The organism is Anaerococcus obesiensis ph10 (genome assembly GCF_000311745.1).
Taxonomy (GTDB): domain Bacteria; phylum Bacillota; class Clostridia; order Tissierellales; family Peptoniphilaceae; genus Anaerococcus; species Anaerococcus vaginalis.
Window position 1 is genome coordinate 657,331 of sequence record NZ_HE978532.1, and the last position, 23,232, is coordinate 680,562.

Annotated in this window: 20 protein-coding genes; 17 read left to right on the forward strand and 3 right to left on the reverse strand. The window is 30.6% G+C overall.

Translation table 11 applies throughout. The annotated features are described in order from the left end of the window. Positions 1–14: 14 nt before the first annotated feature. The 13 genes from gyrB (at position 15) to HGAG_RS09220 (ending at position 15,405) form a co-directional block, all read left to right on the forward strand. A complete protein-coding gene (gene gyrB, locus HGAG_RS09160) occupies positions 15–1,919 on the forward strand; it encodes a DNA topoisomerase (ATP-hydrolyzing) subunit B (protein ID WP_019118859.1) in 1,905 nt (634 codons plus the stop codon). 8 nt (positions 1,920–1,927) lie between these two features. Further along, the gene (gene gyrA / locus HGAG_RS09165) at positions 1,928–4,369 is read left to right on the forward strand and encodes a DNA gyrase subunit A (protein WP_019118860.1); all 2,442 of its coding nucleotides are present in this window, start codon (positions 1,928–1,930) and stop codon (positions 4,367–4,369) included. 2 nt (positions 4,370–4,371) lie between these two features. Further along, positions 4,372–4,680 carry an STAS domain-containing protein gene (locus tag HGAG_RS09170; RefSeq protein ID WP_004839615.1) on the forward strand — a complete coding sequence of 103 codons (309 nt, stop codon included), beginning with the start codon at positions 4,372–4,374 and terminating at the stop codon, positions 4,678–4,680. Further along, positions 4,680–5,012: an ATP-binding protein gene (locus tag HGAG_RS09175; protein WP_019118861.1), complete on the forward strand. Its 333-nt coding sequence runs from the start codon at positions 4,680–4,682 to the stop codon at positions 5,010–5,012. Before HGAG_RS09170 ends, HGAG_RS09175 begins: the two co-directional genes overlap by 1 nt. Positions 5,013–5,014: 2 nt before the next feature. Then, entirely contained in the window at positions 5,015–5,785 is a 771-nt protein-coding gene (locus HGAG_RS09180) for a SigB/SigF/SigG family RNA polymerase sigma factor (protein ID WP_019118862.1), read from the forward strand. A 364-nt stretch (positions 5,786–6,149) separates the two neighbouring features. After that, entirely contained in the window at positions 6,150–8,276 is a 2,127-nt protein-coding gene (locus HGAG_RS09185) for an ABC transporter substrate-binding protein (RefSeq protein ID WP_019118863.1), read from the forward strand. Between the two features lie 713 nt (positions 8,277–8,989). Then, positions 8,990–9,952 carry an ABC transporter permease gene (locus HGAG_RS09190; protein WP_019118864.1) on the forward strand — a complete coding sequence of 321 codons (963 nt, stop codon included), beginning with the start codon at positions 8,990–8,992 and terminating at the stop codon, positions 9,950–9,952. A 1-nt stretch (position 9,953) separates the two neighbouring features. Beyond that, positions 9,954–11,855: an ABC transporter permease subunit gene (locus tag HGAG_RS09195; protein ID WP_019118865.1), complete on the forward strand. Its 1,902-nt coding sequence runs from the start codon at positions 9,954–9,956 to the stop codon at positions 11,853–11,855. Positions 11,856–11,863: 8 nt separating this feature from the next. After that, a complete protein-coding gene (locus tag HGAG_RS09200; protein ID WP_019118866.1) occupies positions 11,864–12,868 on the forward strand; it encodes an ABC transporter ATP-binding protein in 1,005 nt (334 codons plus the stop codon). Further along, the gene (locus HGAG_RS09205; RefSeq protein WP_019118867.1) at positions 12,855–14,471 is read left to right on the forward strand and encodes an ABC transporter ATP-binding protein; all 1,617 of its coding nucleotides are present in this window, start codon (positions 12,855–12,857) and stop codon (positions 14,469–14,471) included. Before HGAG_RS09200 ends, HGAG_RS09205 begins: the two co-directional genes overlap by 14 nt. Next, positions 14,468–14,656 (forward strand): hypothetical protein, encoded by a 189-nt coding sequence (locus HGAG_RS09210; RefSeq protein ID WP_019118868.1) that lies wholly within the window; start codon positions 14,468–14,470, stop codon positions 14,654–14,656. Before HGAG_RS09205 ends, HGAG_RS09210 begins: the two co-directional genes overlap by 4 nt. 68 nt (positions 14,657–14,724) lie before the next feature. After that, the gene (locus HGAG_RS09215) at positions 14,725–14,970 is read left to right on the forward strand and encodes a glutaredoxin family protein (protein WP_019118869.1); all 246 of its coding nucleotides are present in this window, start codon (positions 14,725–14,727) and stop codon (positions 14,968–14,970) included. Between the two features lie 45 nt (positions 14,971–15,015). After that, the gene (locus HGAG_RS09220; protein ID WP_019118870.1) at positions 15,016–15,405 is read left to right on the forward strand and encodes a hypothetical protein; all 390 of its coding nucleotides are present in this window, start codon (positions 15,016–15,018) and stop codon (positions 15,403–15,405) included. Positions 15,406–15,507: 102 nt separating this feature from the next. Here the strand turns inward: HGAG_RS09220 and HGAG_RS12200 are convergent, their stop codons facing one another. Continuing rightward, positions 15,508–15,996 carry a TM2 domain-containing protein gene (locus tag HGAG_RS12200; RefSeq protein ID WP_019118871.1) on the reverse strand — a complete coding sequence of 163 codons (489 nt, stop codon included), beginning with the start codon at positions 15,994–15,996 and terminating at the stop codon, positions 15,508–15,510. 137 nt (positions 15,997–16,133) lie between these two features. On the opposite strand from HGAG_RS12200, the gene HGAG_RS09230 reads away from it, so the two are divergent. Continuing rightward, positions 16,134–16,631: a helix-turn-helix domain-containing protein gene (locus HGAG_RS09230; RefSeq protein ID WP_019118872.1), complete on the forward strand. Its 498-nt coding sequence runs from the start codon at positions 16,134–16,136 to the stop codon at positions 16,629–16,631. A 192-nt stretch (positions 16,632–16,823) separates the two neighbouring features. On the opposite strand, the gene ahpF is transcribed toward HGAG_RS09230, so the two are convergent. Next, on the reverse strand, positions 16,824–18,350 hold the full coding sequence (gene ahpF / locus HGAG_RS09235) for an alkyl hydroperoxide reductase subunit F (protein ID WP_019118873.1): 1,527 nt from the start codon (positions 18,348–18,350) through the stop codon (positions 16,824–16,826). After that, positions 18,350–18,919: an alkyl hydroperoxide reductase subunit C gene (gene ahpC, locus HGAG_RS09240; RefSeq protein ID WP_019118874.1), complete on the reverse strand. Its 570-nt coding sequence runs from the start codon at positions 18,917–18,919 to the stop codon at positions 18,350–18,352. Before ahpC ends, ahpF begins: the two co-directional genes overlap by 1 nt. A gap of 330 nt (positions 18,920–19,249) precedes the next feature. Between ahpC and HGAG_RS09245 the strand changes: the two genes are divergently transcribed. The 3 genes from HGAG_RS09245 to pepF are packed head-to-tail and all read left to right on the forward strand — an operon-like array spanning position 19,250 to position 22,861. After that, positions 19,250–20,401, forward strand: a complete 1,152-nt coding sequence (locus HGAG_RS09245; RefSeq protein ID WP_019118875.1) for a glycerate kinase family protein — start codon at positions 19,250–19,252, stop codon at positions 20,399–20,401. After that, complete coding sequence (locus tag HGAG_RS09250; protein ID WP_026074091.1) at positions 20,383–21,048, forward strand: rhomboid family intramembrane serine protease; 666 nt, start codon at positions 20,383–20,385, stop codon at positions 21,046–21,048. The genes HGAG_RS09245 and HGAG_RS09250 overlap by 19 nt, the downstream gene beginning before the upstream one ends. A gap of 28 nt (positions 21,049–21,076) precedes the next feature. Beyond that, a complete protein-coding gene (gene pepF / locus HGAG_RS09255) occupies positions 21,077–22,861 on the forward strand; it encodes an oligoendopeptidase F (protein WP_019118877.1) in 1,785 nt (594 codons plus the stop codon). The last annotated feature ends 371 nt before the right edge of the window (positions 22,862–23,232 follow it).

A 23,232-nucleotide genomic window follows, 5' to 3' on the forward strand; every position in this document is an offset into this window, starting at 1 on the left:
TAGAAAGGAATCTTATGGAAAATTCAGAATATAATGCATCGAATATTAGGGTCTTAAAAGGACTTGAGCCAGTAAGACTTAGACCAGGAATGTATATAGGTTCAACAAGCGAAAGGGGACTTCATCACTTAGTTTACGAAGTTGTAGATAATTCTGTTGATGAGGCTCTTGCAGGTCGTTGTGACTACATAAAAATTAGTATAGATGAAAATAACATTGTAACAGTAGAAGATGATGGATCAGGAATTCCTATTGAAAAGCATCCACAAACTGGAAAATCAACATTAGAAACAGTTCTTACAGTTTTGCACGCTGGTGGAAAATTTGACGATAAGGCTTACAAGGTTTCAGGAGGACTTCACGGAGTAGGAGTTTCAGTTGTAAATGCTCTAAGTGAATATTTGATTGCAGAAGTAAAAAGAGAAGGTCATATTCATAGAATGACTTTTGAAAGAGGAAAACCAACAAGTGATCTTGAAATAATTGGGGATACAAAAGAAAGTGGAACAAAAATCACTTTTAAAGCAGATCCAGAAATTTTTGATGTAACTGTTTATGATAAAAAAACCCTAGAAAATAGATTTAGGGAAATGGCCTTTTTAAATAAGGGAGTAAGACTTATTTTTGAAGATAAAAGAGATGAGTCAGAAATTGAATTTAAATATGACGGTGGAATAAAAGAATTTGTAGAATATTTAAATAGAAATAAAACTCCAATTTTTAAAGAAGTACCATATTTTGAAGGACGTCAAGAATCTACAGAAATAGAAATTTCTTTTCAATATACAGATGGATATAGCGAAAATATCCTAACATTTGCAAATAATATTTACACCCTAGAAGGTGGAACTCATCTTTCAGGATTTAGGTCAGCTTTGACAAGAAGTGTAAATGATTATGCTAGAAAATATAATCTTTTAAAAGAAAATGAAGATAATCTTCAAGGAGATGATGCAAGAGAAGGAATTACTGCAATTATTTCAGTAAAAATTTCAAATCCTCAATTTGAAGGACAAACAAAGGGAAAACTTGGAAATAGTGAAGTAAGAGGAGCAGTAGATGCATTTTTCTCAGAGCACATGGGAAATTTCTTAGAAGAAAATCCAAAAATCGCTAAATCAATAATCCAAAAAGCCCTAGCATCTAGAAGGGCAAGAGAGGCTGCAAGAAAGGCAAGAGATTTAACAAGAAAAAGATCAATTCTTGATTCAACAACTCTTCCAGGAAAACTTGCTGATTGCCAATCACAAGATATAGGAGAAAATGAAATCTTTATAGTCGAGGGTAATTCAGCCGGTGGATCTGCAAAAGGTGGTCGTGACAATAGAATTCAAGCAATTCTTCCTCTAAGAGGAAAAATAATGAATGTAGAAAAGGCAAATCTTGATAGGATTTTAAATTATGAAGAAATAAAATCAATGATTACAGCTTTTGGTACAGGAATTGGTTCGGAATTTGATATAAGTAAACTTCGCTACGGAAAAATAATAATAATGACAGATGCCGATGTAGACGGAGCTCATATTAGAACCTTACTTTTGACATTTTTCTATAGATACATGAAACCACTTGTAGATAATGGTCATATATATATTGCCCAACCACCACTTTATAAAATTTCAAGTGGAAAAAAAGAAAGATATTGCTATACAGATAAAGAGTTAGATGAAATTGTAAAAGAATGGAAAGTAGATAATTACAAAATTTCTAGATACAAGGGTCTTGGAGAGATGAACGCAGAGCAATTGTGGGAAACGACCATGGATCCAGAAAACAGAGTCTTACTTCAAGTTTATGAAAAAGAAGATTCACAAATGTCAACAGACGCAACATTTTCGATGCTAATGGGTGAAAAGGTAGAACCTAGAAGAGAATTTATAGAAGAAAACGCCCAATATGTTGAAAACTTAGATGTCTAGGAGGATAAATGACAGAAGAAAGCTATAAAAACATCATAGAGGTAGATCTCGAAAAGCAAATGAGAAGTGCTTACTTGGAATATTCCATGTCAGTAATTGTTTCAAGAGCCCTACCAGATGTACGTGATGGATTAAAACCAGTTCATAGAAGAATTTTATACGGAATGGAAGGTCTTGGACTTGATCCAAATAAGCCAACCAGAAAATCAGCCAGAGTTGTTGGAGAGGTTATGGGTAAATTCCACCCTCATGGAGACTCTGCAATTTATGATGCCCTTGTAAGACTTGCTCAAGATTTTTCAACTAGGTATCCTTTGGCAAACGGTCAAGGAAACTTTGGTTCAATTGATGGCGATGACGCAGCAGCTATGCGTTATACAGAAGTTAAAATGAGCAAAATCGCCAAGGAAATGCTTAGAGATATAAATAAAGATACAGTTGATTTTATGCCAAACTTTGATGAAGAAGAAAAAGAACCAACAGTTCTTCCATCAAGGTTTCCAAATCTTTTGGTAAATGGATCAAATGGTATAGCAGTAGGAATGGCAACCAATATGGCTCCTCATAATTTGGGAGATTCAATTGATGCTTGTATTGCTTATATGAAAAATCCAGAAATTTCTATAAAAGAATTGGCAGAAATTATAAAAGGACCAGATTTTCCAACTGGAGCACAAATTCTTGGAAAAGCTGGAATCAAAAAGGCCTACAAAACAGGACGTGGAAAATTAAAACTTCGTGCTGTTGCAAAAATTGAACCTTTCAAAAAAAATAGGGAAAGAATAATTGTTACAGAAATTCCTTACCAAGTAAACAAGGCAAATTTAATCAAAAAAATTGCTGAATATGTTAAAGATAAAAAACTTGAAGGAATTTCAGATATTAGAGATGAATCCGATAGAAAGGGAATGAGAATTGTAATTGAGGTAAAAAGGGATGCAAATGCAAATATAGTCCTAAATAATCTTTACAAACAAACTCAACTTGAAACAACTTTCGGAATTATAAATCTTGCCCTTGTTGATGGAGTTCCAAAAATTCTTGACTTAAAAGAACTTATAAAATATTACATTGAACATCAAAAAAATGTAGTAAGAAGAAGAACAAGATTCGACCTTGACAAGGCTCAAAAGAGAAAACACATAGTTGAAGGTTTGATTATTGCCATTGATAATATCGATGAAATTATAAAAATAATCAGATCATCTTATGATAACGACCAAATCAAAAAAATATTTAATGAAAGATTTGGCTTAACAGATTTACAATCTCAAGCAATTCTTGATATGCAATTAAAAAGACTATCAGGTCTTGAAATTGAAAAATTGCAAGCAGAAGATAAGGAATTAGCTGAAAAAATCGAATATTTCACATCAATTTTAAATGATGAAGAAAAATTAATTGGAGTTATCGAAGAAGAAATTTTAGAAATAAAAGAAAAATTTGCTGATGACAGAAGAACGAAAATTGTTCCAGATGAGGGAGAATTTGATATTGAAGAATTAATTGAAAAAGAAGACGTATTAATTTCTCTAACTCATGATGGTTATATAAAAAGACTTCCAATAAATACTTATAAGGTACAAAATAGGGGAGGAAAGGGAATTTCCGCTGGAAATACAAAGGAAAATGACTTTATCCAAAAAATTCTTACAACAAACACTCACGAATCCCTACTTTGTTTTACAAATCTTGGAAGAGTTTATTCACTAAAATGCTACGAAATTCCAGAAGCAAGCAGGCAATCAAGAGGTCAAGCTATAATAAATATAATTTCTCTTGCAACAAATGAAAAAATAACTGACATAATGGAATTGTCAGAGCTTAGTGACAACAGCCAATTAGTTTTCCAAACTGAAAAGGGAAAAATCAAAAAAACTGATGCCCAATTATTTACAAATATTCAAAGAAATGGAATTATAGCAATTTCACTTGAAGATGATGATAGACTTGTTTCAATTAGGCAAATAGATCATCCTTGTGATATAATTGTAACAACTCAAAAAGGAATGGCAATAAAATTTGCCTCATCAGACATCAGGTCTATGGGAAGAAACGCTCAAGGAGTAAGGGCGATTAGACTTGGAGATGATGATAAGGTTGTGTCAATGAATATAGTTGAGGATGAAGTTTATTTGGTAGTTGTAACTGCAAATGGTTTTGGTAAAAAAACATCCTTCAATAATTTTAACAATCAAAATAGGGGAGGAAAAGGTGTAAGATGCCACAAAATCACAGAAAAAACTGGAAATGTGGTAGCAACTCTTCCTGCTAATTTGGATGACGACATAATGATGGTTTCCTTAAAAGGAGATATGATTAGAATATCAGCAAGAGACATATCAACAACAGGTAGAAATACCCTAGGAGTAAAATTAAAGAATTTAGAAAATACTGAGGACTTTATTGTTTCTGTAACCAAGTATTATGAAGAAAACAGCGAGGACTAGAAATGTTTAAGGCAAATATTGAAGAAAAAAATGATCACTTATTAGTAAAACTTATTGGGGATTTAGACGTTTATTCAAAAGAAGATTTTTCTAAATTTTGCGATGAGTATTTAAAAAATACTGATACAGATTTTATAATCGATCTTGAAAAATTGGATTATATAGATTCAACAGGTCTTGGTATGTTCATAAATATATACAAAGATCAAAAAGAAAAAGATAAAAGTGTAAAAATAATTAATCCAAAAGAAAATATCAAAAAATTATTTAAAATAACAGACATAAGTGATTTATTTGAGATGGAGGAATAATGGATACCATAAGTTTAACAATTCCACCAAAAACCATTTATTTAAAATCAATGAGGCTTTTAGCAGCAAGCCTTGCAAGCGATATTGGCTTTGACATAGAAGAAGTCGAAGATATAAGAGTTGTTGTATCAGAAGCAATAAATTATAAAATGAGCGATAGAAATATAAAAATAAATTTCTATACAAAAGAAAATTTAATGAAAGTAGAAGTTATAGGAAAAGATAGGGAAATTGAAGAGGAAAATCTAAAAATCAAACAAATTATCCTTGAACAATTAGCAGACAAGGTAGAAGTTGTTGAAGATAAGATAATACTTACAAAAGAGAAATAATTATGGCAGATACAAAAGCATCTCTTGAAAGAAAAAAAGAGATCAAAGAAAAATTTGAACAATTTTATAAAACAAGGGATAAGGATCTGAGAAATGAACTTATAGAAGAACATATGTATATAGTCGACATCCTTTCCAACAAATACGTAGGAAAAGGAATCGAAAAAGATGACCTTTATCAAGTAGCATCTCTTGGCCTAATCTATGCCATTGATAGGTACGATCCATCAAAAGGATACGAATTTTCATCCTTTGCAACTCCAACAATAATGGGCGAGCTAAAAAGATATTTTAGGGACAAGGGCTGGGTAATAAGAGTTCCAAGAAGAATTCAAAATCTCTACAAAAAAATAAATGTAGCAAAAAAAATTCTTCCCCAAGAACTCCAAAGAACCCCAACTATAAAAGACATTGCAGCTTACCTTGGAGAAGATGAAGAAACAATTCTTGAAACAATAGAGGCAAGCAAGGTTTATTCCCCACAAAGTTTGGATATGAAATATCAAGTCCAAAAAGGAGAAAATTCCGTAGATTTATCCGACATGATAGGAGAAGACGACAAAAATTTTGATTCAGTAGAATTAAAAGATTTGATAGATAAGTCAACCGAAAGACTAAACGACTTAGAAAAACAAATTTTAGAATTAAGATACTACGAAGGAAGAACCCAAGTAGATATAGCAAATAAACTTTCTATCTCCCAAATGACAGTATCAAGAATAGAGAAAAAAATTCTACAAAAATTCACAATAGAAATGCAAAAAATGCAATAATAACTAGCAGTTTATCTGCTAGTTATTTTTTTGAAAATTTTTAAAAATTTAAGAAAATTTCTCAAATATTTTTTGAAAATATAATTTTTTAAATTTTATAAATTACAATTTAGTCTATTAATATGCAAATGAAGCAAAACTTATTATTTCAATAGTTTACCTTAATAAATCAAAAAAAATCTCTGATTTTTCTACAAAAAAAACTTAAAATTTTGTATAAATATAAAATTGTAAAATTTCTTAAATATTTTTTTTATTTAATTTTATTGAAATTATCAGTAACAAATGGAGTTTGACAAAAACATAAATATAAACTATAATGTATTCATATAAATCAAAAATAAAAAGAAAAGAGGAGAGAAGGATGAATGTAAAAAAAGTTTTCTCACAAGCTTTTGCGCTTGGCTTAGTTTTAACTCTTACTGCTTGTGGCGGTAGCGGAAACAAAGACAATAACGGCTCAAATGCTGGAGACAACAATGCAAGTAACGAACAAGCTAAGGATGAAGAATTTAAAAAGCAAACTAATGATGATACACTTGTAGTAGGTGTTGATTCACTTGGTGGAGAATTCATCCAAGGTTTTAATAACAGCCAAAACGACGTAAGAGCAAGAGAATTTATGGGAATCCAAGGTTCTGTTGGTTATGATACTTATGTTAAAGATAAGGGTGGAAAATATGTAGTTAATAAAACAGTTCTTGATGGAGATCCTCAAGAAAAAGAAAATGAAGATGGCTCAAAAACTTTCACTTTCAAAATTAAAAAAGATCTTAAATGGTCTGATGGTAAGCCTGTAACAGCTGATGATTATTTATTTAAAGCTCTTTTACACTCACCACAAGATTATGCTCTAATAACAGGATCTACTGAAATAGGTGGAGATTCATTAAAGGGTTACAATGACTTTAGAGAAGGAAAAACTAAAGAATTTGAAGGTGTTAAGAAAATTGATGATCATACTTTTGAAATTACACTTGATTCATCATTCTTACCATACTTTGAAGAAGAATCTTTAAAGGTAATGAACCCAAGACCAATTCATTATATAGCTCCAAACTTAACAATTGATGGATCTAAATTTGCTCTTAAAGATGGTTATAAATTATCAGACGATGATAAAAAAGCCTTTGTTGAATCACTTGATAAGCAAATTGAAACAGAAAAATCTTCTTATGATGAAGAAGTAAAAGAAGCTGGCGAAGAAGATCCAGAATACAAAAAAGAACACGAAGAGAAATTAAAAACTCTTGAAGATAAGAAAAAATCTGCTGAAAGCGGAAATGATATAGATCCTACAGAAATGCTTGTTGAACAAGCTATGCTTTTTGATGCAAATGACTACAGAAAAGCACCAAAAGTTACTTGTGGACCTTATAAATTTGTTTCATTTGAAAATAATATGGTTAAAATGGAACTTAACGACCAATATGCTGGAGATTTTGAAGGACACAAAGCTACAATTCCAAATGTAATCATTCAAGCAATAAACCCAGAAATATCTGTAGACCTTGTTAAAAATGGGGACATAGATGTATTCGAAGATGAAATGAATGGTTCAAGAATTTCTCAAATTAGAAAAGCTGCTGAAGAAAAGAAATTGCAATATGTAGCTTACGACAGAAATGGTTATGGATGTTTATCATTCTTAGATGATAGGGGACCAACTCAATACAAAGAAGTAAGACAAGCAGTAGCATTTTTAATGAACAGAGATGATTTCGTACAAAACTTTGCAGGTGGATATGCAGTAGTAACAAATGGAATGTATGGTTCAAGTCAATGGATGTATAAAGAAAGAGGAGCTGACGTAGAGGCTAAACTTACAAAATATACATTAAATGTTGATGAAGCTAATAAGAGATTAGACCAATCTCCATACAAATTTGAAAAAGACGGAAAAACTGCTTGGGATGTTAAAAAAGCAGCTGAAGAATACAAAAATAATGCTGACAAATTTGATTACTACAGATACGATGAAAATGGAAAGAAATTACAAATCAATCAATTTGGTGCAAAAGAATCAGAAATAACAACACTACTTTCAAACCAATTACCAGACAATGCTAAACAAGCAGGACTTGAATACAATGTTCAAGCAGGTGACTTTAATACTCTTCTAAACTACAGAGAAAATCCAAAAGAAGGAGATAAAGCAGAATACACAGCATTCAACATGGGACTTGGATTTGGATCACCATTTGATCCTTACTACCAATACAATAGTAAAGGAAATGACAACAAAACAAAGACAAATGATCCAAAAGTTGATAAAATCACAGAAGAATTAAGACAAGTAAAACCTGGTGATGAAAAAGCTTATCTAGATAAATGGGAAGAATTCCAAGAGTGGTACAATGATTACCTTCCAGAAATTCCACTTTATTCTAACAATATCCACTCATCAGCATCAACAAGAGTTCAAGGATTTGATGGTTTAACACCAGAATGGGCAGTATCTTGCCAAATCAACCAAATGAGTCTTAAATAAGATTTAATTAAATAAAAGACAAAAAGAAGCCATAAATTTGGCTTCTTTTTAATTGATTTAATTGATGAGTATAAAATTTCTTTTTTATTTGCTTAGTATAAAAATTAGAAAAGGAATATGATTACAAAATTTTTTGAAATTTAGAAATATAAATAGTAAAAAAACTGTAATTAATTTAAATTATTAACTTGTTTTATAAGGGGTTTTTTATTTGCTATGATTTTTTTACATTTCATAAATTTAGCTAATAGAAATCTATTTCTAGAAAATCCACAATATTTTTTTGCTTTCTAATCAAATTTATTTTTCTTTTTAATATCATTTTTTATTAATTTATATTTTTTATTTTTATTAATTCCTAAATTCATCTTTATAAATTAAAATCATTAGAGTATTAACGTATTGTAGAATAATTTTTCAATTAATATGCATTGAGATAAGTTTTTGCTCATGAATAATGAATTTTTAAAAATAAATGTCAATCTTTATAAGTTTATGACAAATTTTTCATTGACAAATATGGGTTTTTATATTAATATAATGGTTATGATATTATAAGTTTACTCTATCTAATTTTTTTATATTTATTTATAAATTTCTATAAGTAATATTTTCTTAGTCAAAATCTTTGTTGAAAATTATAAGGATTTTTAATTAATCAATGTGAGTAAAATATTAGATGGTAAGCTTAAAAACATAAGGAAGGGATGAATATGTTAAAATACATAGTAAAAAGAATCATTAATTTGATTCCTGTAGCCATAATTATATCTATTTTGGTTTTTGTACTTTCTAAATCAATGCCTGGCGATCCTGTTTTAGCTATGATGCCAAAGGATGGAAGAATGACCAAGGCTCAACAAGAACAAATGTATAAAAATCTTGAGAAACGTTATGGTTATGATAAATCGTTGCCAGAGCAATATTTTATGTGGATGGGAAGAAGTTTGAAGGGAGATTTTGGTGAATCTACTCAAGCTAAAAGACCTGTTAAGGAATATCTTTCTGAGCCACTTAAAAATACAATTTTATTAAATATAGGTTCGACTCTAGTTTCTTTTGTGCTTTCGGTGCTTATTGGAATAAGATCGGCTGTTCATAAGGGAGGATTTTTTGATAAGTTCTTCCAGGTGTTTACTCTTGTTGGAATTTCTTTGCCTACATTTTTTATAGGATTATTTTTGATATTCTTATTTGCTTTTAGGCTAGGATGGTTCCCTGCTAATGGTATGCCTAGAAATAATACTTTTGGCGAATGGGTTAAGTATTTAATCCTACCTACTTTGACTTTGACTTTTGGTTCTATGGCATCTATTTCTAGATATGTAAGAAATTCTATGCTTGATTCTTTAAATGAGGATTATATTAGAACTGCAAGGGCTAAGGGTTTAAAGGAAAAAACTGTAATTTATTCTCACGCTTTTAGAAACGCCCTAATTCCAGTTGTAACTGCTATGACTTGGGCTGTTTTATCAATGTTTTCGGGTTCTGCTATAACTGAAACTATTTTTGCATACAGGGGAATTGGAAATATTCTTATTAAATCTGTTTTAGCTCAAGATTATAATGTTATTCTTGCTTTAACTATGTTTTATGCAATTTTAACTCTTCTTGGAAACTTGATTATGGATATTGCTTATGCTCTTGTAGATCCTAGAGTAAAATTGGAGGCTTAATATGAAAGATGAATTAAATAAATCATTTAAATCTTTTGGTAGATTAGTTCTTTCTTTGTTTACTTTTGGAACTAGGGCAAATAATGAAGAAGCTGATGTAAATCTTGGAGATGTTAATCCTAAAAATGAAAATGAGTCTTTGAAGGAAGATGCCATTACTTCTCCTGGGAAAATGGCTGTAAAAAATTATTTTAGAAATCCTTTGGGAGTTATTGGTCTTCTTTTGATGCTTGGAATTATTCTAGCAGTTTTTGTTGGATCTGCATTGATTCCTTTTAATCCTTACCAATCTGAGGGTAACCTTATAAATGTTTCTGCAGGTTCTGGATATATGAAATATCCTTCTGAAATGGAGAAAGAAGGTGTAGAAAGAATTTCTGTAGGAAATACTTTTGGTGTAGGTCTTACTAAAAAGAAAAATTTCTATTATTGGGGCAAAAATAACGAAGATAATGTTATGAAAATGCCTGATGATATAAAGGAAAAACTTGATGGTAAAAAAATAAAAGATGTTGCTGCTGGAGATAGACACATTCTTGTTGCAACTGAAGATAATGAAGTTTATGGTTGGGGTAATGATTCCTTCCAACAAACAAAACTTCCACCAATGCAAGAAAGCCAAATAAAAGAAGAAGGAATCAAAAAACTTGGTGGTGGAGTTCAATATTCTGTAGTTTTAACTGAAAAAAATAATATATATGTTTGGGGTTCTACTATGAACTCAAGACTTGATCTTATTCCAAAAGAAGTTCAAGGAAAAGTTGTTGATTTTGATACAAGCGGTTCAAATATTTTGGCTGTATTAAAAGATGGCTCTACAAAACTTCTTGGTGTAAGAGGAGCTGAGGTAGATGTTGGAGCACCAGATGAAATTAAAAATAATAAGGTAAAAATTTCTAAGGTTGCCTTAACTTCAAATTCTGCGGCAGCCCTTGATCAAAATGGAAAACTTTATGTTTGGGGACCTTCAAGAGCTAATTTATCTGGAAATAATGTTCCAAAAATTAAGGGAAAAATTAAAGATATAGTTGCAGGAACAAATCATTTTACTGTCCTTGCTGAAGATGGAAAATTATATTCTTGGGGAAATAATAATTATAGCGAAGCAGATGCTCCTAGTGGAAAATATGAAAAAGTATTTTCTGGTTATTTCAACAATTATGCTGTAAGCAAGGATTCTAAAATTGATACATGGGGACTTAAAGGATTTAAATTTGGATCAGATGACCAAGGTCGTGACATTTTTACAAGATTAATTCACGGTGGAAAAATGACCATAATAATTTCTTTTGTATCAGTTCTTATCCAAGTAGTTCTTGGTGTAATTATTGGTATGGTTTCAGGTTATGCTGGCGGACGTGTTGACAATGTTTTGATGAGAATTACAGAAATTGTTCAATCATTCCCATTTTATCCATTAATTATTACACTTTCAGCTCTACTTCCAGTAAATACAAGTCAAAATACAAGACTTATGATGATAATGGTTTTACTTGGTGTTATTGGATGGACAGGAATTGCAAGGCTTGTTCGTGGACAAATTCTTGCTGAAAGAGAAAGAGATTATGTAATTGCAGCTAAAGCACTTGGTGTTACAAATTCGTCAATTCTTGTAAGACATATTTTGCCAAATATCCTATCAATAATAATTGTAAATGCAACTCTTGGATTTGCAGGAAACCTACTTACTGAAGCAGGTCTATCATTTTTAGGATTTGGTGTTCAAGAGCCAATGCCATCTTGGGGTAATATGATGACAAGTGCCCAATCATCAGATGTAATTAATATTTATTGGTGGAGATGGGTAATTCCAGCGCTTGCAGTATTTTTGGCAGCATTTTCAGTAAACTTGATTGGAGATGCCCTAAGAGATGCAATAGACCCAAGATCAAATGAGAGATAGGTGTAAAAATGAAAAATTTACTAGAAATAAATAAACTCCATACCTACTTTGAAACAAGACGTGGTCTTATAAAAGCAGTAAATGGAGTATCATGCACAATTGAAGAAGGAAAAACTTTGGGTTTGGTTGGAGAAAGTGGTTCTGGAAAAAGTCAAACTGCTATGAGTATCTTGCAACTTTTTGAGCCAAACCAAAAAATCTACAGCGGAGAAATTATTTTTGATGGTAAAAAGATTTCTGATTTTAATAGAAATCAAATGGAAAAGGTAAGGGGAAATGATATTTCTATGATTTTCCAAGAGCCAATGAGTTCCCTTAACCCAGTTTTTACAGTGGAAAAACAAATTTCAGAAGTTTTAATTCTTCACAAAAAAATGAATAAAAAAGAGGCTTCAAAAAGAGTGGAGGAATTACTTGCTCAAGTAAAAATTCCAAATCCTCACGTTGTTGCCAAACAATATCCATTTGAGCTTTCTGGTGGTATGAACCAAAGGGTTATGATTGCCATGGCCCTTGCTTGTGAGCCAAAATTATTAATTGCAGATGAGCCAACAACAGCCCTTGACGTTACAATCCAAGCTCAAATTCTAAAATTGATGAACGAATTAAAGGAAAAACAAAATACTTCAATTTTATTTATAACCCACGATTTGGGAGTAATAAATCAAATGGCAGATGAGGTTGCTGTAATGTATTGTGGACAAATAGTAGAACAATCTCCAGTTGATTATATTTTTAAACACGATATAACAGATTACAACCACCCATATACAGTTGCTCTTTTAAATTCTATTCCAGCAATTACAAGTGATAGAAATGAAAGACTCGATATTATACCTGGTTCTGTTCCACATCCACTAAACCTTCCTGATGGATGTAAATTTGCAGATAGGTGTAAATTTGCTACTGAAAAATGTAGAAAAGAAATGCCAGAGCTTGTGGCAGTAAATGAAAATCAAAAAATAAGATGCCACTTTCCAAATAGAAAGGAGAGAGAAGATGGAGAAAAATAATAAAAAGATCTTATTTAAAATAAGAAATCTTAAAAAATATTTCCCAATCAAGAAAAAATCTATCTTTTCTAGGGGAGCAAACGAATATGTCCATGCAAATGAAAATATTTCTATAGATATATTTGAAGGCGAAACTTTTGGTTTGGTTGGAGAAAGTGGTTGTGGAAAATCTACTTTTGGTAGAACAATCCTTCAAATTTATGAACAAACTGAAGGAACTACTCTTTATTACGGAACAACTCTTGATAGACTTGCCCCAGCTTATATGGGAAAAGATATTAAAGAAATTCCAAAAAAATTCCCTTCTTATGATAAGGAAGTTGAAAAACTTCATAAAATTTATGATGAACTAGAAAAAACAGAAGATGAAGAAAAAAAAGCTGAATTAAATGAAGCTGCTATGCATCAAAGAAGACTTCTCCAAGAAGATTATGAAAATATGATGAGAATAGCAGGAGGACTTCTTGCAAGCGACAATTTGTCAGAAATTTCTTCTATTCTTGATGATTATTACAAAAAAATCAAGGAAAGATCCAAAGTTTTACTAGACATTAAAAAAATTGAAGAAAAAGACGAAGTAAGGATTAGAGATAAAAAAGAATTAAAAGATGCTATCCTAAATGATCCGAAATACAAGGAACTTTTGAATAGAAAAGAAAAACTTGATAAGGAAGTTTTGGAAAAAGAGCAAAAAATATCTGCTAAAAAAGAAGAATTAAAATCAAAAGAGCTTTTTGAAAAATTTGAAAGTTTTGTAGATGATGGAATAGACCTTTCAAGACTTACAAACGAAGAAATGAGAGAGCTTAGGAAAGATCTTCAAATAATTTTCCAAGATCCTTATGGTTCTTTGGATACAAAAATGACAGTTGGAAATATAATTGGAGAAGGTGTTTTGGGCCATGGACTTTTTAAATCAAGAAGTGAAGCAGGCTACAACGAATATATCCAAGATATAATGAACCAATGTGGACTTGCTCCATATTTTATTCATAGGTATCCTCACCAATTTTCTGGTGGACAAAGACAAAGAATTGGAATTGCCAGAGCCCTTGCTTTAAATCCAAAATTTATAGTTTGCGATGAGGCAGTATCAGCTCTTGATGTTTCAATCCAATCACAAATTATAAACTTATTACAAGATTTAAAAACTGACTTAAATTTAACATATTTATTTATAACCCACGACCTTTCAGTCGTAAAATATATTTCTGATAGGATAGGAGTAATGTATTTGGGAGTTATGGTCGAGCTTTCAGATTCTGATAGGATTTTTGCAAATCCACAACACCCTTACACCAAAGCACTTTTGCAAGCAATACCAAGAACTGATGTTGATAAGGGACAAGAGCTTCAAACAATTGAAGGAGATATTCCATCAGCAGTAAGACCACCAAAGGGTTGTCGTTTCCATACAAGATGTAAATATTGCATGGATATTTGTAAACAATTTGAGCCAGAGCTTAAAGAAGTAGAAGCTGGACATTTTGTAGCTTGCCATTTGATGGATGTATCAGAAGAAACAAAAATTAAAGCCTTCGAAAAAAACGAAGAAGAAAGACTTAAAAAAGAACATGAATTAGCCGAGGAAGCTAATCTATGAAAATACCAGTAGATCCCTTCAAAAATAAAACAAAAGAAGAAATCTATGAAAAAGAAGAGCTTTTAGAAAAAGATAATCTAGAAAAAGACGATAGGCTCGCTATGTTTTTGGCAGCTATGAAAGTTTTTTTACCGCCAGTTTTATTAATACTTCTACTCTTTACATCCTTAATATTTTTCTTTTAAGATTACAAAATAAATTTAAGGGTAATAAATTAAAAGAGAAATGACAAAAGAATATGAAAGGAAGTATTATGAGTAAATTTGATTTATATTTTAAACCAGAATGTCCATATTGTTTAAAAGTTTTAAACTTTATGCATGAAAATAAAATTGTAGATTTCACATCTTACAACGTAAAAGATGGCAGAAGTGGAGAAGAAAACACAAAAGAGTTAATAGAGCTTGGTGGCAAAGATCAAATTCCATTTATGGTTTTTGGTGATAAAAAAATGTACGAATCTGATGATATAATAGAATATCTAAAAGAAAATTATTAAAATTAAGCCAGTGGGAAATCCTGCTGGTTTTTTTGTGAGGGAAAAATGAAAAAATTACAATATAAAGACGAAAAAATTTTTGAAAATGACAGAATGACCTATAAATTAGAAGGAAAGTACAATGTATTGCGTCCTAGTGGGAAATTGGTCGCAAGATTTAAAATAAAAAACTTATTTAGCCTAAGAGGAAAAAAACAAGCTGTAATAGGAAATTTAAAAATTGAAAAAATGAACGACCAAAAAATAAATGAGGCGAAAATTATAAATAGGCAAATGAAATTAATAGAAAACGGAGAAAATTTATCGTTGATAAAAGAAGATGAATTTTTGGCAAACTTTGACTTTACAAAAAACACCTTAGAAATTTATGAAGATGAAAACTTGTGTGTTGCAATATTTTTTGCCTTAAAAAAATTGGAAGAAAATAAAAAATAAGAATATAGATTGAGAAATCTACATATTTTTATAAAAAACAAAAATCCAAACAAAAAAGGACTTTTGCAAAACTATGAATAATCATAATTTTGCAAGAGTCCTTTAAACATATATATTTCCATATTCATCAGAAGTTTTAGTAAGAGCTATTATAAATTCCACAAAGGCTATTATTGATGGGATAAAAGTCCATGAAAAAATCAAATAAGCTATACCTGTGCCGATTTTTCCAGAATAAAATTTGTGAGCTCCAATTCCTCCCAAAAAAAACGCCAAAAGCACATAAGCAACTTTATTTACAGCCCTTTTATTGTAAGAGTTTATATAATAATTATTAGTCACATTATTTTTTTCTTCAATCCTGTTTACCTTAAAATCATCTTCATCAAAATCTTCATTTAAGCTATGATTTTCAACAAAATTTTTTTCTTTGATTTTACTTACCAAATATCCATCATCTGCCTTAAAAACTTTGACCTTGTCCCCAATTTGAGGAATAAAATTCACATCAGAAAGTTTAACCCTTACAACAGATCCATCATCAAGACCTACAACTATATCATCAATTTCAATTTTTATAATTTCTCCCATAAATTTCTCCTTATTTTTTATAATTATATCATAATTTGTATAAAAAAAATAAAAAAATCATAAAATTTCCCCAAAGTTGCCCTATAGTTGCTAGCTTTTTTGAAAAACATTACTTAAAATAATATTAAGGAGGACTTATGATTGGACAAAAAATTAAAAACAAAAGAAAAGAATTGAACCTTACCCAAGAATATTTGGCAAAGGAACTAAATATATCAAGACAAGCCGTATCCAAATGGGAAAAAGAAATAAGCGAGCCATCAATGGAAAATTTGGTAAAATTGTCAGAAATTTTTGGAGTAGATATAGGATATTTTAAAAATGAAGAAGATGAATCGAAAATAGGAAAAATTTTTTGGTCATTTCTCTACGCCATAATTGGCTTTGCCTTTTACCTAATTTATTATTTTGGAATAGTAGAAGGAGCCTTAAACAAAAACCCAAAAGAAATGCCATTTTTAATACTAACAATTTTTCTAGCCATATCAGTAATAGCCTTCCCCCAAGCTATAAAAGGTATGGGAGAAAAATTAGAAAAAATAGATTATTTCACATTTTCGAAATTGGTTTTGCCCATAATTTTTATAATTTCTCCCTTTATTGTTTTTTATTATATTTTTAAAAATGAAAGCTGATAATTTTATGATGTTTATGTAATTTTAAGAAAAAATAATGGGGCTGTTGAAAAATATGAATAATCATTATTCAATATTTAGAGGGGTCTCCTAGAAGATTTTTAATAGCACTCTTATATTGAGGCAAAATCTTCATAGAATTTCCTCTAACAATTGGGATGATTTATTTATTTTGCAACATTCCAATATTTTTTATTTTCTTATTAAATAGTTAAAGGCTGATAGGGCTGCTGTAGCTCCTGAGCCTGCTGCTATTATTATTTGTTTATAAACGGAATTTATTGCATCACCTGCTGCAAATATTCCTTCTATATTTGTTGAACCGTCTTTTTCTACTTCGATTTCGCCCCTATCTGTGAGTTTTATCTTTCCTTCTAGCCATTCTGTGTTTGGAATTTGACCGATTTGGATAAAAACTCCGGCAAGATCTATCGTTTTTTCTTCTTTTGTATTTCTATCTATATATTCAAGACCTGTTAGTTTTTTATCTCCTAGGAGTTTTGTTGTTTGGGCAGATGTTATAACTTTTACGTTTTGAAAGGATTCTAATTTTGTTTGTAATATTTTATCTGCCTTTAATTCTGGTAAAAATTCGAGAACTGTAACGGTTTTTGCTATTGATGCAAGGTCTATTGCTGCTTCTATTCCTGAATTTCCTCCTCCTACAACTGCCACGTCTTTTCCTTTAAATAGGGGACCGTCGCAGTGGGTACAAAAAGCTACGCCCTTGTTTTTGAATTTTTCTTCTCCATCTATTCCAAGAAGTCTCCATCTTGTTCCTGTTGCAAAAATTAGACTCTTACTATTTATTTTTGCTCCATCTTCTAGGATTATATTAAATTCATCATCTTTTTTTTCGAAATCGACAGCTTTTACTCCCTCTATTATGTCTACGCCAAGATTTTCTACTTGGTTTTTGACTGATAGCATATATTTAGGTCCTTCTGTTTTTAGGATTCCTGTTATATTTTCTATATCGAGAGTTTCGTTTACTTGTCCACCAAATTCGTCTGCAACTATTGCAACTTTTAGGCCTTTTCTTGCTCCATAAATTGCAGCTGTAGCACTACTTGGTCCTGCTCCGACTATCAAGATATCGTAATCTTTGAAATTGGATAAATCTTTTTGGACTTTTTCTGCAACAAGGTCTAAAAGACTTGCCATAGTTTTTTTGCCCCCGTCAAGAAATTCTCCATTTTCAAAAATTGCTGGTACTGCCATAACATCTCTTTGTTCACATATATCTTGGTTTATTGAACCTTCAATCATTGTGTGTGAGATATTTTTGTTTAAAACTGCCATAATATTGAAAGCTTGTACAACCTCTGGGCAGTTGTGGCAGGAAAGTGAAACTATTGTTTCAAAATTTCTTTTTTCCTTTATAGATTTTATTCTTTCTTTTTCTTCGTTGGATATTTTTGGTTCGATTCCACCAACTTGTAAAAGTGCAAGAACAAATGATTCAAACTCATGTCCTAAAGGAATTCCTGCAAAAACAATTTTTCCGTGTTCAAATTCTCCATTTAGGCTAAAAGCAGGGGTGAAATTCAAATTTTCTTCTTTTATTTTTATCTTATCAGATAAAGACTCCACTTCTTCTATAAAAGATTTTAATTTTTTTGAATTTTCATCTTCATTTATCGAAAGTCCAATTGTTACATTGGACTTTAGCATTCTAAGATAAGCCTTCAGCTGATCTTTTAATTTACTGTCTAACATTAGATTTTTCCAACAAGGTCAAGTCCTGGAGTTAGTGTATCATCATCTTCAGAATTCCATTTAGCAGGACATACTTGGTCTGGATGTTTTCTTACATATTGACCAGCTTTAACTTTGTAGATATTATTTTCTGCTTTTCTTCCTATTCCACCCGCATTTATTTCTAGGGCTTGAATAACATTATCAGGGTCTATAACAAAAGTTGCTCTGTCAGCTTTTCCATCTTCTGTTAAAATATCTAAAGCTTTTGTAAGTTCTTTGTTTGAATCGCCAATCATTTTGTATTGGATTTTTCCTATAGCTTCACTTTCGTCGTGCCAAGCCTTGTGAACAAAATGTGTATCAACACTTACAGAATAAACTTCTGCTCCCATTTCTTTTAATTGCCCATATTTTTCTTGTAAATCTTCAAGCTCTGTAGGACATACAAAAGTAAAGTCTGCTGGATAAAACATTAAAACTTTCCATTTACCTTCAAGGTCCTTATCGCTAATTTTGATAAATTCATTTGTTTTTGGATCATAAGCATCCAAATTAAATTCAGGTAATTTTTTTCCTATTAATGACATAATATCCTCCATTTTTAAATAAATTACTTTATTTTAAATAAGAAACAAAGTATATGATAATTATACTCATTATAAATCTAAAATCAATATCATAAATTTCAAATAAAAATGCCCTTCCAAAATTTATGGAAAGGCAATTTTAAAAAGCCACTTATAAGTATTTAAGTGGCTCTTTGATGGGCGAAATCTTTTTTCAAAGATTTCCATGAGTTAAACAGTAAAAGTTTATTTTATAAACTTTCTATTTAATTATATCATTGAATTTACAATTGGTAAAGATAATTAATAATTTGTCCACATAGTTTGGGTATAATTTAATTGAGGTGAATTATGAATATATTATTAGCTTTGGATTCTATTAAAGATTTTGAAAATTCTATTGAGATTGGAAATTATTTCAAGGAAGAATTGGAAAGTGAAAATGTGAATAATGAGGTTAATATTCTTCCGTTTTTAGATGGGGGAATGGGGACTGTTGAAATTATGAAGGAAGTTATTGGCGGGGATTTTTCTTATGTTAATGTTCATAATCCTTTGAGCGAGGCGGTAACTTCTAGATATATTATAAAGGAAAATTTGTGCGTGATGGAGATGGCTCAGGCTTGTGGGCTTAGACTTTTGTATAAGGATAAGCTTGATGTTATGGAATCTTCTTCAATTGGTCTTGGGGAGATGATTGTTGATGGTTTAAATAATGGCTGTGAGAAATTTTTCATTGGCATTGGGGATACTGCAACTAATGATATGGGAATGGGTATGCTCTATGCTTTGGGGGTTAGGTTTTTTGATAAAAATCTTAATTCTTTAAATCCTGTTGCTAAAAATATGGTTAAGGTTGATTCTATTGATATGTCTGGTCTTGATAAGAGGATAATGGATGTTGATTTGGAGATTGCTACAAGCCAACCTCTTACTCTTTTTCAAAGAAATTCTTTTTTGGAAAAAAGACCTATTAGAAAGGGAGCAAGTCCTGATGAAATTTTAGAACTTGAAAAAGCCTGCAAGCATTTTTCTAAAAAAGTTAGTGAGGCTTTGGGTGTAAGCGAAATAGATTTTCCTTACCTTGGTGCTGGTGGCGGAGTTTCTTGGGCTCTTTATATATTTTTTAGGGCAAAAATTTCTAATTCTATGGAACTTGTTTTGTCTTTGCTTGATTTTCAAAAACTGGTTAGGGACAAAGACCTTTTAATTATTACGGAAAATGTTGATGAATTTAATGGAGAAAATTCTATTAATCTTTCTAAATTTGCTAAAAGATATAATGAAAATATAAAAATTATTTTCTTGCAAGATGAAGATTATCCAAATATGAGGGATAATCCTTATATAGATGATATTTATGAATTTAAAATAAAATCTAATCTTGAAAGGGGAGATTATGAGAAAGAAATTAGGTCTGTTGCTAGGGCTTTTATTTCTGATAATCTTTCACAGATGGAAAATAAATTTGAGAAAGAGGAGTTATGGCTAAGGGAAAAATGACAAGAATTTTAATGGGAATAAACATCCTAGTTTTTATATTGATGACTGTTACAGGTGGCAGTGAAAATATTGAAAATCTTTTGAGATTTAATGCTATGAGCAAAATCTATGTTTATTATGGCGAATGGTGGAGGCTTTTTTGCCCGATTTTCATACATATTGGGATAATACATCTTTTGATGAATATGTATTTTTTAAATAATGTTGGAGATGAATTTGAAAGTCTTTATGGTTCTACAAAATTTCTAATAATTTATTTACTTTGTGGAATAATGGGCAATTTATTTACCTACGCTTTTGGAGAAGTAACAAGCGTATCAGCTGGAGCATCAACTTCTTTGTACGGCTTATTTGGACTTGCCTTGGGGATTATGTTCAATTACAAGGACAATGAATTTTTAAGACAATTTGGCTCAAGCTTTATAGGAATTGTTGCTATAAATATAATATATTCATTTATGGTTCCAGGAATTGGAATTACAGGACACATTGGTGGGCTTTTGGGCGGATTTATTCTTGCAGGATTTTTCCCGATAATGAATATGACCTTGCCAACAAGCACAAGAATTATTTCCCTTCTAGCCTTTGTGCTAATTGCAATAGGCTTTGTATTTATAGGAAATAAATCAATGTTACAAGCCATATAAAAAATTAAACAAAATAAAAGGAGAAAAAATGGATAGAAAAGATATAGACAAGTCCCTAAAATGGGACACAGAAAAAATTTACAAAACAGACGAAGATTTCTACAAAGAAGTAGAAGAAGTAAAAAACTTAATTGAAAAAACTAAGGCATACAAAGGAAAGATTTTACAATCAGCCGATAGTCTTTACGATTTTTTAAAGACAGATGAAAAATTAGAAAGAAAATTTTCAAAACTTGGGGTATATGCCTCATTAAAATCTGACGAAGATACAAGAGTTGCAAAATATCAAGAAATGTCAAAAATAGCAGATAATTTATTTGCAAATCTTGCCCAAGAACTTTCATTTATAACACCAGAAATTTTGTCAGAAGATTATAATAAAGTACAAACATATATAGAAGAAAAAGAAGAGCTAAAAATTTACGCTCATTATTTTGAAGATTTATTTAGAAATAAAGACCACACCTTGGGCGAAAATGAAGAAAAAATTATAGCATCATTTGCAAAATTATCCCAAAATCCACAAAACACTTATATGATTTTTTCAAACGCTGACCTTAAATTTCCGAAAGTAAAAAAAGGCGATGAAGAAATTCAAATCACAGATGCAAATTTCACAAACCTAGAGCTAGATTCAAATCGTGAATTTAGAAAAGAAGTTTACGAAAAATATTATACAGTTTACAAGCAATTTGAAAATACAGCAGCCTCCCTTCTTGATGGCGAAATAACAGCAAATAACACCATAGCAAAATTAAAAAAATTCGATTCAGCAAGAAAAATGAGTCTGTTTGCAAACAACATTGATGAAAAAGTTTACGATAACTTAGTAGAAGTAATCCATGACAACATAGAAATCCACAGAGATTACACAAGTTTGAGAAAAGAAGTTTTGGGATTGGACGATTTAGGATTTCACGATATTTATTTGCCATTAGTAGAAGATTATAAGAAAACCTACACTTTTGATGAAGCGAAAGAATTAATCCTAAAAGCCCTAGCTCCACTTGGAGAAGACTACATTAAAAAAGCAAGAGAAGGCTTTGACGATAGGTGGTTTGATGTAATGGAAAACGAAGGAAAAAGATCAGGAGGATACTCATCAGGCTCCTACGATACAGAACCATACATTTTATTAAACTACAACGACTCCCTAGATTCACTTTTTACAACAGCTCACGAGTTGGGTCATTCTATGCATTCATACTACACAAGAAAAACCCAACCATATATATACGGAAACTACTCAATATTTTTGGCAGAAATAGCATCAACAACTAACGAACTTCTATTATTAAACTACATGATAGACCATGCCAAAGACGAAAAAGAAAAAGCCTATCTATTAAACCACTACGTAAATTCATTCAAATCAACAGTCTTTAGACAAACGATGTTTGCAGAATTTGAGCTAGAGGCAAACAAATTAGTAGAAAATTCAATGCCTGTAACAGCAGAAAAATTAAACCAAATCTATCACGACCTAAACGTAGACTATTTTGGCAAAGATATAGAAGTAGATAAATATATATCAACAGAATGGGCAAGAATCCCACACTTTTATATGTCCTACTACGTCTTCCAATACGCAACAGGCTTCTCATCAGCAGTAAGCCTATCAGAAAAAATCCTCCATGGAGATAAAAAAGATTTAGAAAAATATCTTAACTTCCTAAAAGCAGGAAAAAGTAAATATCCAATAGAAGTATTAAAAGATGCAGGAGTAGATATGACCAAAAAAGATTCACTCCAAAAAGCAATGGATGCTTGCAAAGAAAAATTAGAAGAATTAAAAAAATCATTAGAAAAATAAAATAAAAAGAGCCTTATAAAAGAGTAAAAATACTTTGAAATAAGGCTCTTTTAAAATGCAAAAAAATAAAAATAAAAAAATTTGACAAAGATAAAAAATCCTAGTATTATGTAAAGGCACTGTTAAAGAGCAAAGTCAAAAAGAAAATAAAAATTGACAAAGTAATTTAAATAGTGTATTATAAATTTAATATCACTTCAAACAAACAATCTAAAAAGTAAGATTTTAATAAAAAAATTAAAAAAATGCTTGACAAGATAAAATGAACGTGGTATTATATAATAGTCGTTACAAAGTAACGGCATTGAACCTCAAAAAATATATAGAAAACTACAATAAAAGTAAAGTGAATTACTTTGAGTAAACCAAAA

Coding starts and splice junctions, on each gene's coding strand:
- HGAG_RS12200 (WP_019118871.1), bottom strand. CDS start 15,996: ATGGGAGAAATTATAAAAATTGAAATTGATGATATAGTTGTAGGTCTT.
- HGAG_RS09245 (WP_019118875.1), top strand. CDS start 19,250: ATGAATATATTATTAGCTTTGGATTCTATTAAAGATTTTGAAAATTCT.
- HGAG_RS09185 (WP_019118863.1), top strand. CDS start 6,150: ATGAATGTAAAAAAAGTTTTCTCACAAGCTTTTGCGCTTGGCTTAGTT.
- HGAG_RS09205 (WP_019118867.1), top strand. CDS start 12,855: ATGGAGAAAAATAATAAAAAGATCTTATTTAAAATAAGAAATCTTAAA.
- pepF (WP_019118877.1), top strand. CDS start 21,077: ATGGATAGAAAAGATATAGACAAGTCCCTAAAATGGGACACAGAAAAA.
- HGAG_RS09175 (WP_019118861.1), top strand. CDS start 4,680: ATGGATACCATAAGTTTAACAATTCCACCAAAAACCATTTATTTAAAA.
- gyrA (WP_019118860.1), top strand. CDS start 1,928: ATGACAGAAGAAAGCTATAAAAACATCATAGAGGTAGATCTCGAAAAG.
- HGAG_RS09230 (WP_019118872.1), top strand. CDS start 16,134: ATGATTGGACAAAAAATTAAAAACAAAAGAAAAGAATTGAACCTTACC.
- ahpF (WP_019118873.1), bottom strand. CDS start 18,350: ATGTTAGACAGTAAATTAAAAGATCAGCTGAAGGCTTATCTTAGAATG.
- HGAG_RS09250 (WP_026074091.1), top strand. CDS start 20,383: ATGGCTAAGGGAAAAATGACAAGAATTTTAATGGGAATAAACATCCTA.
- HGAG_RS09220 (WP_019118870.1), top strand. CDS start 15,016: ATGAAAAAATTACAATATAAAGACGAAAAAATTTTTGAAAATGACAGA.
- HGAG_RS09190 (WP_019118864.1), top strand. CDS start 8,990: ATGTTAAAATACATAGTAAAAAGAATCATTAATTTGATTCCTGTAGCC.
- HGAG_RS09200 (WP_019118866.1), top strand. CDS start 11,864: ATGAAAAATTTACTAGAAATAAATAAACTCCATACCTACTTTGAAACA.
- ahpC (WP_019118874.1), bottom strand. CDS start 18,919: ATGTCATTAATAGGAAAAAAATTACCTGAATTTAATTTGGATGCTTAT.
- gyrB (WP_019118859.1), top strand. CDS start 15: ATGGAAAATTCAGAATATAATGCATCGAATATTAGGGTCTTAAAAGGA.
- HGAG_RS09170 (WP_004839615.1), top strand. CDS start 4,372: ATGTTTAAGGCAAATATTGAAGAAAAAAATGATCACTTATTAGTAAAA.
- HGAG_RS09210 (WP_019118868.1), top strand. CDS start 14,468: ATGAAAATACCAGTAGATCCCTTCAAAAATAAAACAAAAGAAGAAATC.
- HGAG_RS09180 (WP_019118862.1), top strand. CDS start 5,015: ATGGCAGATACAAAAGCATCTCTTGAAAGAAAAAAAGAGATCAAAGAA.
- HGAG_RS09215 (WP_019118869.1), top strand. CDS start 14,725: ATGAGTAAATTTGATTTATATTTTAAACCAGAATGTCCATATTGTTTA.
- HGAG_RS09195 (WP_019118865.1), top strand. CDS start 9,954: ATGAAAGATGAATTAAATAAATCATTTAAATCTTTTGGTAGATTAGTT.